Origin of the sequence: Mesorhizobium sp. WSM4306 (assembly GCF_007003975.1) — a bacterium.
Classification (GTDB): domain Bacteria; phylum Pseudomonadota; class Alphaproteobacteria; order Rhizobiales; family Rhizobiaceae; genus Mesorhizobium.
The window spans coordinates 1-12,062 of sequence record NZ_VFTC01000057.1; the positions used below are offsets into that span (position 1 = coordinate 1).

The 12,062-nt window shown below is 64.3% G+C and carries 11 protein-coding genes; all 11 read right to left on the minus strand.

Annotated features, from left to right (window positions below):
* Positions 1 to 14: 14 nt before the first annotated feature.
* The 11 genes from FJV77_RS31900 to FJV77_RS31950 all read right to left on the minus strand — a co-directional run bounded on the left by FJV77_RS31900 (position 15) and on the right by FJV77_RS31950 (position 11,654).
* Complete coding sequence (locus FJV77_RS31900; protein ID WP_142870303.1) at positions 15 to 1,292, minus strand: trehalase family glycosidase; 1,278 nt, start codon at positions 1,290 to 1,292, stop codon at positions 15 to 17.
* A 22-nt stretch (positions 1,293 to 1,314) separates the two neighbouring features.
* Complete coding sequence (locus tag FJV77_RS31905) at positions 1,315 to 2,355, minus strand: ABC transporter ATP-binding protein (RefSeq protein ID WP_142870304.1); 1,041 nt, start codon at positions 2,353 to 2,355, stop codon at positions 1,315 to 1,317.
* Between the two features lie 21 nt (positions 2,356 to 2,376).
* A complete protein-coding gene (locus FJV77_RS31910; RefSeq protein WP_142870305.1) occupies positions 2,377 to 3,222 on the minus strand; it encodes a carbohydrate ABC transporter permease in 846 nt (281 codons plus the stop codon).
* A complete protein-coding gene (locus FJV77_RS31915; protein ID WP_142870306.1) occupies positions 3,219 to 4,064 on the minus strand; it encodes a sugar ABC transporter permease in 846 nt (281 codons plus the stop codon). Before FJV77_RS31915 ends, FJV77_RS31910 begins: the two co-directional genes overlap by 4 nt.
* Before the next feature lie 137 nt (positions 4,065 to 4,201).
* Positions 4,202 to 5,473, minus strand: coding sequence for an ABC transporter substrate-binding protein (locus FJV77_RS31920; RefSeq protein ID WP_142870307.1), 1,272 nt, complete (start codon positions 5,471 to 5,473; stop codon positions 4,202 to 4,204).
* A gap of 38 nt (positions 5,474 to 5,511) precedes the next feature.
* Positions 5,512 to 6,555, minus strand: coding sequence for a substrate-binding domain-containing protein (locus FJV77_RS31925; RefSeq protein ID WP_142870308.1), 1,044 nt, complete (start codon positions 6,553 to 6,555; stop codon positions 5,512 to 5,514).
* A gap of 309 nt (positions 6,556 to 6,864) precedes the next feature.
* Entirely contained in the window at positions 6,865 to 7,884 is a 1,020-nt protein-coding gene (locus FJV77_RS31930; RefSeq protein WP_142870309.1) for an isopenicillin N synthase family oxygenase, read from the minus strand.
* A gap of 145 nt (positions 7,885 to 8,029) precedes the next feature.
* Positions 8,030 to 8,686, minus strand: coding sequence for a methionine ABC transporter permease (locus FJV77_RS31935; RefSeq protein ID WP_142870310.1), 657 nt, complete (start codon positions 8,684 to 8,686; stop codon positions 8,030 to 8,032).
* Positions 8,667 to 9,758: a methionine ABC transporter ATP-binding protein gene (locus tag FJV77_RS31940; protein WP_142870311.1), complete on the minus strand. Its 1,092-nt coding sequence runs from the start codon at positions 9,756 to 9,758 to the stop codon at positions 8,667 to 8,669. The genes FJV77_RS31935 and FJV77_RS31940 overlap by 20 nt, the downstream gene beginning before the upstream one ends.
* Before the next feature lie 185 nt (positions 9,759 to 9,943).
* Positions 9,944 to 10,798 carry a MetQ/NlpA family lipoprotein gene (locus tag FJV77_RS31945; protein ID WP_142870312.1) on the minus strand — a complete coding sequence of 285 codons (855 nt, stop codon included), beginning with the start codon at positions 10,796 to 10,798 and terminating at the stop codon, positions 9,944 to 9,946.
* 172 nt (positions 10,799 to 10,970) lie between these two features.
* Positions 10,971 to 11,654, minus strand: coding sequence for an SDR family NAD(P)-dependent oxidoreductase (locus FJV77_RS31950; protein WP_142870313.1), 684 nt, complete (start codon positions 11,652 to 11,654; stop codon positions 10,971 to 10,973).
* Positions 11,655 to 12,062: the final 408 nt, after the last annotated feature.

Consider the following 12,062-nt stretch of genomic DNA (forward strand, 5'->3'; position numbering starts at 1 on the left):
GGGGGAGATCAAGCTCACCCCCCGCGCAAAAACTCGATCACCATTGCCGCTGTCCAGGTGAAGCGGCCGCCACCTAGTGGCTCGCCGGTGAGCGGGTCGTAATATTCGGCAAAGCCGCTCTCCCGTATCAGCTCGAGGCTGGACCGGGTGATGCGCTGCGCAACGTCACCATGGCCGGCAGCAGTGAGGCCGTCGGCGATCATGTAGTTGACCACCAGCCAGACCGGGCCGCGCCAGTAGCGCTTGGCGTCGAGGCGTGGATCGTCGGGATCGTGCGAGGGCACGACATAGCGCGCCTTGCGGGCAAGGCGCTCTACGCGCGCCGCGAGCGCCGCCGCGCGGCTTTCCGGAATGCCTGCGAAGGCCGGCAGGATGCCGCCGACGGAGGCGCTGTCGATCAGCTTGCCGGTGGTGCGGTCGAGGCAGAGATACTGGCCGTGCGAGTCGCTCCACAGCCGCTCCATCGCCGCCAGACCCTTTTCAGCCCGGGCGCGGTTGGCTTCGGCGATCTCGCTCTCGCCCAGCGCCGCGGCGAGATCGGCTAGATCGGCGCAGGCGCGGATCAGAATGGCGTTAAAGCCGGGATCGACGACCTGAAATGGCGAGGCATTGTGCAGCCTGGCATTGTCCCAACCCAGCGCACGAAAATGCTGCAGCAGCCAGAGATAGCGGTCGTACTGCTCTTTGGTCGGGCGATGCGCCGGATCGGCGTGCAGAATGTCGCGGCGGGTGTAGGGCTCGATGCCTTCGGTCGGCACGCGTTCGAAGGCATCGTCCCAATCGATCGAGTTGTCGCGGCCGGATTCCCAGGGATGGATGATGGCGACCAGCCCGTCGCCTTTGGGGTCGCGGTTTTCGTAGAACCAGCGATGCCAGGCGTCGATCTTCGGCAGCAGCGCGCGGGCCCGCTCGGCCGCCAGCTTCTTGTCCGTGGCGCGGTCGAACAGGCGGCGCACGGCAAAGCCGGCAACGGCCGGCTGGGTGATGCCGGAGGTCGCGGTCGGGCGGTTGGTTTGCCATACATCGGGCCCGGGAAAATAGCCGTCGCTCCAGACATGGAAGACAATGTGCGGCACCATGCCGTCCGGCCATTGATGCGCGAACAAGGTGTCGATCTCGGTCCAGGCACGCGCCTCGTCGTAGTGAGCGAGACCAAGCGCGGTCAGGCAGGAATCCCAGTTCCACTGGAAGGGGTAAAGGCCTTTGGTCGGGATGGTGTAGACGCCTTGGTCGTTTTCCCGGAGCACCTCGACGGCGCGAGCAATGGTTTCGTCGACGGCAAGTGATGTCATGGAAGCATTCATTCTCTGGGGATCAAAGGGCGTTGGTGGTTTCAGGATCGAACCAGCGGATGCGGTCGGCTTTGGGCGCCAGCCGCAGCTGCTCGCCGACCTTGACGCTGGCATTCGATTCCAGGATGGCGCGGAACAGGCCGCCCTCGACATCGCAGGTCACCAGCGTGTGCGGCCCAAGCGGCTCGATGACGCGCACGGTGGCATGTAGGCCTTCGCTGCCGGCATCGACATCCTCGGGGCGAATGGCGAATTCTATTCTTTGCTTGTCGGATTTCGGACCGGGCAGCGTCAGCCCGGCGACGCTCCAGCTGCCGTTGCCGGTCTTGGTCGCCGGGATGAAATTCATCGGCGGGTTGCCGATGAAGGAGCCGACGAAACGGGCGGCCGGGTTGCGGTAAACCTCGACCGGTGACGCGGCCTGGACGATGCGGCCCTGATGCATGACGGCGATGCGGTCGGCGAGGCTCATCGCCTCGACCTGGTCGTGGGTGACATAGATGGTGGTGGTCTTCGACGCCGCCAGCACGCCCTTGAGCTCGGCGCGCATTTCGAGCCTGAGCAGCGCGTCGAGATTGGACAGCGGTTCGTCCATCAGGATGACGTCGGGCTCCATGGCGAGCGCGCGCGCAACGGCAACGCGCTGGCGCTGGCCGCCGGACAGCTGGCCGGAATAGCGCTTCAATAGCTGCTCTATATGCATGAGCTCGGCGGTGCGATTGACGCGGCGCTCGACGTCGGCTTGCGGCAGCTTCTTCATGCGCAGGCCGAAGGCGATGTTTTCGAACACGGTCAGATGCGGAAAGACGGCGTAGTTCTGGAACACCATGGCGATGCCGCGCTCGCGCGGCGGCAGATGGTCGACGCGGCGGCCGCCGATCCAGACCTCGCCCTGGCTCGGTGTCTCCAGCCCGGCAACGATGCGCAGCAGCGTGGTCTTGCCGCAGCCGGAGGCGCCGAGCAGCACCATGAATTCCTGGTCGGCGATGGCGAGATCGACCTGATGCAGCGCGGTGAAGCCGCCGAAGCGTTTGGCGACGCCCTTGATCGCGATTTCAGCCATGAGCCTTCTCCGTGTCGCGTGTCATCGGTTGGCGATCCCCCACATGGCGAACAGATATTTGCGGACGGCGAAGATGAAGATCAGCGCCGGCACGACCAGAGCCGTGCCGCCGGCGAATTTGAGATAAAGCGGCGACTCGCCGAGGCTTTGCAGAAGAAAGGCGGTCAGCGTGCGGTTCTCGATGGTGAGCACGGCGGCAGCAAACACCTCGTTCCAGGAGATGGTGAAGGCGAACACCGCCGAGGCCGCGATGCCAGGCAGCGCCAGCGGCAGGATCACCTTGCGAAACGCCTGCAGCCTGGTGCAGCCAAGCGTCCAGGCGGCCTCCTCCAGTTCGACCGGAATGCCTGAGAACAGTGAGAAGGTGATCAGCACGGCAAACGGCAGCGCCAGCGTGGTGTGGACCAGCGCCAGGCCGATCGCGGTGTCGTCGAGGCCGGTGCGGATGAACATCACCGCCAGCGGCAGCGCCAAGAGCGGAAGCGGGAAAGCCCGCGTCATCAGCACCAGGAAACGGAACGTGCCCTTGCCCGGGAAATCGAAGCGCGACAGCGCGTAGCCGGCCGGGGCGCCGAAGCCGATCGACAGGATCATCGTCAGCGTGGCGACCAGAACCGAGTTCCACAGCGCCCTGGCGACACCGGCGAAATTGATGAAGAACGACAGGCTGCCGGTATCGAAGGACGGAAAGAAGCGCTTGGGGAAGGCGGTCACTTGTTCGGGCGACGACAGCGCGTTGACGATCAGGAGATAGATCGGCAGCAGCACCCAGATGCCAAGCAGGATGACGGTGGCGACGAGCAGCCAGTCGCCGGCCTTACGGGCATCGGCGCTTGCGGCGGCTGGGGTTTGCGTGACCGCACTCATATGCGCGCCTCCTTGGGCACGCGTAGTACCCTGAGGAAGAACAGCGTGAAGCCGATCGAGATGGCGAGGATGAGCAGCGCCGAAGCGGCGGCGACATTGCGGTCCTGCAGCGTGAATTGCCAATTGTAGGTCTCGCCCATCAGCACCGGCAGATTGGTGCCGCCAAGGGCGGCGACCACGGCGAAGACCTCGAAGGCAAGGATGACGCGCAGGATGATCGCCGTCTGCAGGCTCGGCCGCAGCAGCGGCAGCGTGATGCGGACAAAACGCTTCCACGGGCCGGCGCCGAATACTTCCGCGGCTTCGTAATATTCCTTGGGGATCAGCCCCATGCCGGCGACGATGATGACCATCATGATGGCCGTGGCGCGCCAGATCTCGGCCAGCGCCACAGCAATGAAGATGGTGAGCTTGCTCTGGTAGCCGAGGAACATGATCCGCCTGTCGACGACGCCGAGATGGGAAAGCAGCGTGTTGAGGAAGCCGGACTGGTCGAAGATGGCGAGCCAGATCAGGCCGGCGGCAAGATCGGAAATGCCGAGCGGAATGGCAAAGATGTAGAGCGCCGCACTGCGCCCGGTTTCCAGCTGCGACACCACAGAGGCCATCAGCAGCGCCATGACAAGCTGGATCGGCACGACGATGGCTGCGAGCAGCAGCGTGTTGCGCACGGTGACCGGGAACTTCCAGCTGCCGGCCATGGTGCGAAAATTGTCGAGGGTGAAGGCGCCGTCGCGGGTCACGGCTTCGAAGGCGACCAGCACGAATGGATAGAGGAAGAAGACGCACAGAAACAAGGTCGCCGGCATCAGCAGCAGATAGGGCAGAGCCTTGCCATGCATGGTGGTGTCCTTTGCGGCCAAGCGGTGCGGTCGGGCGCCCGGAGTGCAACAAACTCCGGACGCCCCCTCGGGAGGAAGACTTATTGTTTGACCATGATCTTTTCCGAAAACCGGCCTCCACTTTTCGCGATCATGGTCTAGTCGACCGGGCAAGCGCCCGTGGATGGCTTGTCGGGCGCCCAGCACGGCGCCTTGGCCTGGTCGATGAGCGCCTTGAGCGCCGCCGCCTGCTCTCCGAGCACGCCATGCACATCCTCGCCGCCGAGCACGATGCGTTCGAAACTGTCTGTGTAGACCTGGTTGAACTTGCCGCCGAGATCGCCGAGCCCCATCGGCAGCAGCGCCGGTAGCGCATCGGGGGCGCCGGTCATGGTGGCGATTGCCGGGCCGAATGCCTTGACCGAAGCGGGCATGTCGTCGGGCAGCTTGACGTCGACGACCGGGAAGAAATTGGTCGCCTTCAGCGTCGCGATCTGGGTCTCCGGCTTCAGCATGTAGGCAACCAGCGCCTTGGCTTTGTCGACATCCGGCGAAGTCTTCGGAATGGCGACACCGGCGACCACCGGCATGAAGCCGCGGCCGGCCGGGCCGGCCGGCGCGGGGAAGGCGACGAACTCGTCGGGCTTCTGGTTGAAAGCATCGGCAAGCCGCGCGACATGATCGAACGCCACCCACACTTCACCCGACAGCAACGGCTCCTGCATGAAGGCATAGTTGGTCGAGTTCGGGTTAGTGTACTGCCAGAGTTCCCTAAACTTGTTCCAGGCGGTCTCGGCCTCCGGCGAGCGGAACTTGGTCACCATCGAACCGGTGTAGGACGGATAGAGAAAACCCTCGAAGAAGCGGTGCTTCAGCCCCTTCGGGCCGGCGGGAAAACCGAATTTCGGCGAGCCGGTTTTCTCGGCGATGTTCTTCGACCATTCGATCAACTGGTCATAGGTGATGGTGTTGAGATCGACGCCTTGCGGCAGGTATTGCAGCGCCTGCTTGTTGGCCGCCATCAGGTAGGTGGCCTGCATCCAGGGCATGTATTTCTGCTCGCCGGTGCCGAGCGTGCCGAGCTTCTTGTAGGCCTCGTTGACCTTGACGCCGCCCAGATCGACAGCGGAGAGATCGATAAGGTTGGCGCCGACAGTGGAGAAGTCGCCATGCAGGCCGCCAAGCAGGCCGATGGTGCCGGTGCCGGCCTGCAGTTCGGCCTGCAGGCGGGTGAGCCAGGGACCGTCCTCGGCGACCTGGTAGTCGACGGCGCCGTCAAAGCCTTTCAGCACCTCGTCGCGCATCTTCTGGGTTTCCTCGACTGGGCGCGCCTGCGTCGACCAGAACAGCACCTGCTGCGCCTGCGCGCCGCCAACGGCAAACGACAGTGCCAGCGCGGCGCCCGCCAGTGTCCTCAATATCTTCATCATCGTCTTCCTCCCTGGATGTGTGCGCCGTCGTTGCGGCGTCAGCTTCTTGTCTGCGGTGCTGGGCCATGGCTCGCCCGCGACACCAGCGTCGGCCGGATCAACCGCGTCAGCGGCGCGGCAGGCCGCTCGGCTATGACCGTGAGCAGCATGTCGGCGATCTCGCGCGCGCATTGGCGGATCGAGGCATCGAAGGTGGTGAGGCCGGGCGGCGCATAGGCCGAGGCGACGACATTGTCGAAGCCGATGACCGACAGATCGCGCGGCACGCTGAGACCGGCGCGGGCCGCTTCCTCCATCACTGTCAGCGCCAGTTCGTCGAACAAAGCGATGATAGCGGTCGGCCGCTCCGGGCCTTGCAGCATGCGGTTGATCGCCTGGATGCGGGCGCCGCGATCGAAGCGCGGCGCCGTCGCCACGTCGAGGCGCACCGACGGGTCGCCGCGCCGGCCAATGGCGGCGGCAAGGCCGTCTTGTCTGAGATGCCGGAAGGTCATCGGCTCGGAAATCGTCACCAGGCCGAAATGGCGGTGGCCGAGATCGTAAAGCATGTCAAAGGCCTCACCGAAGGCATGCGCGCCATCGGTGTCGAGCCAGTTGTAGGCAAAGTCGCCGTCGAGCAGGCGGCCATGGGCGACGAAGGGAAAGCCGCGCTCGCGCAGATAGGCGAGGCGCTCGTCGACCTCGGCGATGCGGGTGACGACGACGCCGTCGGCGCGTCCGGATTCGACGACATGGCGCAGCACCGACAGTTCGGAATGGCCAAGGGCGGCGGTGGCGAGGATGAGGTCGGCGCCATGCGACACCAGCCCTTCGCCAAGCCCGGTGACGAACTCGCCGAGGAAGGAATCGACCAGGTTCGGGCCTCTGACCGGCAGCACCAGTCCGACAAAGCCGCTGCGACCGGAGACAAGCGTTCGCGCCGCGGTGTTGGGGACATAGCCGGCCTGGCGTGCGGCCTGCGCGACCCGCTCGCGCGTCTTCAGGGCGATCTGCTCATGCCCGGCGAGTGCCCGCGACACCGTCGTGATCGACAGGTCGAGGCTCGCCGCAAGCTCCTTCAGCGTGGTGACGCGCGTTGACAATCGTTCCTCCCGGACGAGCAGTTGAAACGTTTGTAATGCCCTCTGAGAAAATTGCAAACGTTTTAAATCGCCTTTGAGGCGGAGCGACAGCTGTCTCTTGAACCGGCGACCCTTGGATAAAAAAGGCCGGGCGCGAAAGCGGCCCGGCCAAAAAGAAGGTCAATAACCTTCAGAGGGGAACACCGTCCAGCGGAATGGGAGGAGACCGCCGAACGATAATTCCTATATGCGCGCATTCGCTGCGGTTGACGACGAACGGCTTTCTAAAACAACGCGACATTCAGAAATTTCGTTCTCGTTTCGAAGATTTCAGCCGGCCGACGCACCGGTCTCCAGGAGATCGGCATAGTGCCGGCGCGCCACGTCGGGATGCGAGCGCAGACGGCTTTTCAACACGTTGGTGCCGACATTGCGAAACAGCGGATTGTCGGGATCGCTAGCTGGCCCGCGCGCCTCAGCCGCCAGGTCCTCGGGCAGGTCGAGCAGCGGAATGGTCGCGTCGAGCCGGGCGCTGAAGAAGAAGGGAACCGAGATCCGCTCGACGCCAGCCGGCGGCGTCACCACGCGGTGGACGGTCGCCCGGAGATAGCCGTTCGATGCCAGTTCGAGCAGTTCGCCGATGTTGACCACCAGCGTGTCGGGCAGCGGATCGACATTGACCCAGCTGCCGTCATATTCGACCTGCAGCCCCTTGTTCTCATCCTGCAGCAGAAGCGTCAGGAAGCCGCCATCCTTGTGCGCACCGACGCCCTGGTCATCGCCGGTGGCGTCGCGGCCGGGGTAGCGCACGATCTTCATGCGGTGGTTGGGCTCATTGCGGTAGATCGGATCGAAGGCGTCCTCGGCCTGGTCGAGCGACAGAGCGAAAGCCTTCAGCAGGCGGATCGCCACGGCGGTGGCCTTGGCCTGCCATGCCAGCAGCGCCGGCTTCAGTTCGGGCAGTGCAGACGGCCACTGGTTCGGCCCTTGCAACCGCGTCCAGGCGGGCACGCCGGGGCCTTGCGGGATGGTCGGGCGTTCGACGCCGATGTCGAGCTGTTCGCGCCAGTCGGCCTTCCCCCTGGTGAGTTCGCCGCCGGCGCGGGTATAGCCGCGGAACTGCGAGGATTTGACCATTTCGATCGCCAGCTTGTCGGCTTCCGGCAGAGCGAAGAACCGGCACGAGGCGTCGAGCACTTCGGCTGTATCCGCCGCCGATATGCCGTGGCCGGTCAGATAGAAGAAGCCGACATCGCGCGCGGCCGTGCGCAGGTCGAACAGAAACGTTCGATGCTCCGAGGCGCCCTGTTCGAGGCGGCTGAGATCGAGCACGGGTACGATCCTGGGCATGGTCAAGCTCCTTGTTTGCCGGCCCCGCTTTCACGGTGGCACGCAGGCTGGTCCAATCAAAGCAATGCGCAATCCAATCTCGAGGCGAATGAAGAAAGCCGGCGCTGCCTTTTGCAGCCGACGGGCAAATATCGTTCGAGGCCGCTCATCCGCGCCGATCCAGTCTTGCGACCAGCCGGTCGCCGACCCACTGAATGCCGCAGACGAGGATGATCAGCACGATGACGACGGCGACCATGACGCTGGTCTCGAAACGCTGGTAGCCGTAGCGGATGGCGAGATCGCCAAGCCCGCCGGCACCGATAGCGCCGGCCATGGCCGAGGCGCCGATCAGCGTCACCAGCGTCACGGTGAAACCGGCGACGATGCCGGGCAGCGCTTCGGGTACCAGCACCTCGCGGATGATCGTCCAGCGGTTGCCGCCCATGGCGCGTGCCGCCTCAATCAGTCCACGATCGACTTCGCGTAGTGACACTTCGGCGATGCGGGCATAGTACGGTGTCGCCGCGATCGACAGCGGCACGATCGCCGCCCAGGTGCCGATCGAGGTGCCGACGATCAGCCGCGTCACCGGAATCAGCGCCACCAGAAGGATGATGAAGGGCACCGAGCGGAAGCCGTTGATGACGGCGCCGAGCGCGCGGTTCACCCACAGGTTTTCGGCAATGCCGCCACGTTCGGTGGCAATCAATGCCAGGCCAAGCGGCAGGCCGAAGACCAGCGAGATGAGGCCGGACGCCGCCGTCATCAGGACCGTCTCCCAGATCGAACGCAGCAGAAGCTCAAACAGAACCGGCGACATGGCCAAGCACCTCCACCCGCGCTTCGCGGGCCTTCAGAAAAGCGATTACGTCAGCGACATGGCGGGCATCGTTGCCCACCACCGCCAGGAACAGCGTGCCGACCGACTGCTGCTGGACATGGTCGATGCCGCCATGGACGAGGCGGAATGGACCTGGCACCGCCACCGCTAGATCAGACAGCAGCGGACCACGCGCGGCCTCGCCGGCAACGTCGACCCTGAGGATGAGCTCGGCACCGGCGCCCGGAAGAAGCCGACCGGCAATCTCGGCCGGCAGTTGCGGGCGGATGCCGCCAAGCAGGCTCCTGGTGATTTCGGAATGCGGCTCGGCGAAGACCGACCACACCGGACCCTGTTCGACAATGCGCCCGGCATCGATCACCGCGACGCGGTCGGCGATTGACCGGATCACCTCCATCTCGTGGGTGATGAGCAGGATGGTCAGGCCGAGCTGCCGGTTGATGTCTTTCAGCAACGCCAGGATGGAGCGTGTCGTCTCCGGATCGAGCGCAGATGTCGCTTCGTCGGAAAGCAGCAGCGCCGGCCGCGCGGCCAGCGCCCTGGCAATGCCGACGCGCTGCTTCTGGCCACCCGACAGCGAGGACGGGTAGGCTTTCGCTTTCTCCGACAGGCCGACGAGGTCGAGCAGTTCGGCCGCGCGCGCCAGGCGCTCTGCTTTGGGGCGGCCCTCGATCTTGAGCGGCAGCGCGACATTGTCCTCGACGGTCTTGGCCGACAGCAGGTTGAAGTGCTGGAAGATCATGCCGATGCGCCGCCGCAGCGGCTGCAACTCACGCTCGCCAAGCCGGCCGATCTCGCGGCCCTCGATGAAGACGTCGCCGGAATCCGGCCGCTCGAGACCGTTGAGGCAGCGGATCAGCGTCGACTTGCCGGCGCCGCTGCGGCCGATGATGCCGAGGATTTCGCCCTTGCGCACCGTCAGCGAGACGCCGTCGAGCGCAGGCGTGGCACCGAAGCGGCGCTTGAGGTCGACGAGGCGGACGACATCGTCCTGCCCGGCGGGAGCTATGTTGACCGGATCGGCCAGTTCGGCCGTGACGTGCTGGTTCATCTCGCTATCCGTTTTCGAGCGTTTCACCGTTTTCATGAAAACGGCGAACCGCTCTATCTCTTTGTCTTTACGCAATTCCGTACGGAAAACCGCGCACACTTTTCCTGGAATTGCTTTAGCGGTGCACAAATGCGACAGCGGCCCGCTCAAAAGCGGGCCGCCTGCTCCTGACAGCCAGGCGCCGATCAATAGGCGCTGATCCCGGTGCCCTTGTAGACCTTGTCGAACTCGGCCTTGACCGCCTCGTTCTGGTAAGAGGCGACCAGCGTCTTCACCCATGCCTCGTTCTCATTGCCCGACTTGACGGCGATGAAGTTGCGATAGGGATTGTCGGCCACCGGCTCCTGGGCGATGCGGTTGTCCGGGCCGAGGCCGCTCTTCAGCGCCCAGTCGGTGTTGACGACCGCCGCATCGAGATCCTCGACCGAGCGCCCGACGATGCCGGCGTCGAGCTCCTTGATGACGACCTTCTTCGGGTTCTCCGAGATATCGGCGGTGGTCGCCAGGATGCCGGTGCCGTCCTTCAGCTTGATGACGCCTTCATTCTGTAGGACGCGCAACGCACGGCCTTCGTTGGAGGGATCGTTGGGCAGGCCGATGACGGCGCCTTCCGGCAGATCGGCGACCTTGGTGTACTTCTTGGAATAGAGGCCGATCGGCCAGACGCCGGTGTAACCGACACGCACGATATGATAGCCTTGAGTCTTGATCTGGTTGTCGAGATAGGGCTGGTGCTGGAAGGCGTTGGCGTCGATCTCGCCGCGCTCGAGCGCCTCGTTGGGCTGGGTGTAGTCGTTGAACACCACAGTCTCGACGGTCAGGCCTTTGTCGGCGGCCTGGGCGACGACGACGCGCCAGACATCCTCATCCTCGCCGCTGATGATACCGACCTTGATTGACTTCTTGTCCTCGGCAAAGGACGGCGTCGGCTGGGCGAGGCCGACAAGTGTGACGGCCGAGGCAAAAAGTGCCGCAAGGGCAGCTCGCCGGCCGATGGCCGAAAAAAGAAGAGAATTGGAAGCGTTTCCGCGTTCGGACATTGTCGATCCCTCGTAATCCTGAAGTCATGTCGGTTTGGTGGAATACCAAGCCTTGATGACATCATCGGCAATGCTGTTTGCCGGATCAAAGAACCGCATTTCTTCTCAAACGCCGGGTCGGGAATATTCTCTCAAAGATTTCACGTTCACGAGAACGGCCCTGCCTAACCGATCAGAATGTCTCGACCCAGGGCCGCAGCTCGACCTCGAAACTCCAGGCGCTGCGATGCTGGCGATGGGTCGCGAGATAGGTCTCGGCGATCGCATCGGGCGACAGATGGCTATCCGGCCGCTCGGCCGTCCGCCCCGCTGCCGCGATCTGGCCGTCGATAATGAAATGCGCGACATGGATGTTTTTCGGACCGAGTTCGCGCGCCATGGACTGGGCCAGGCCGCGCAGGCCGAATTTCGGCATGGCAAAGCCGGCTGAGTTGGCAAAGCCCTTGATGCTGGCGGATGCGCCGGTGAACAGGATCGAGCCGGAGCCGCGCGCCAAAAGCCGCCGCGCTGCCTGCTGGCCGACCAGGAAGCCGCCATAGGCGCCGACCAGCAGCGCCTGCTTGACCGCATCGGCATCGATTTCGGCGATCGGGCCGCGCGTGCGGCCGCTGGCGTTGAAGACGGCAAGCGCGAGCGGTCCTTGTTTGTCGGCAGCTTCGAACAGGCTGGCGACGGAGGCCGGATCGGCGACGTCGGTTTCGACGGCCAGCGCACCGGTCTCCTCGACCAGCGCCGCGAGCTTGGCCGTGTTGCGGGCGGCCAGCACGACGCGAAAACCCTCCGTGGTGAGAAGGCGCGCCAGCGAGGCGCTCAGGCCCGCGCCCGCGCCGGCGATCACTGCAACTTCGGATGCCATGTCGTTCTCCCTGGAGGTTCGTTGGTTACATAGCTGGCGTCTTAAGCGGCGAGAGACAAGAACGGCGTTGCTCGATTTTCGCCGTTTCGAAGCAAAAAGCCGGTCGGTATATGTGACAGCTCCATCAGGGATCCAAAGCAACCTTCACGGACAGCTGGCCGATGTCAGCGCCGCCCCTCATTGCCCTGCCGGGCGTTCGTCATTCGAAAAGCCAAGAAATTGGCTTTTCATCCGCTTCGCGGACCACTCCTCAACTCCCCGTATAGTGACGGGGAGAAAGAGGCCGGCCGCAGCGGCGCTATTCCTGCAACGCTTGTGATTGGCCAAGTCATGGTAGTGTACTGAGAGTTCTGCAAATTCGCTGAGAGAGGGCGGTCATGGCAGGCTGGTGATTGTTCACGTCACCTG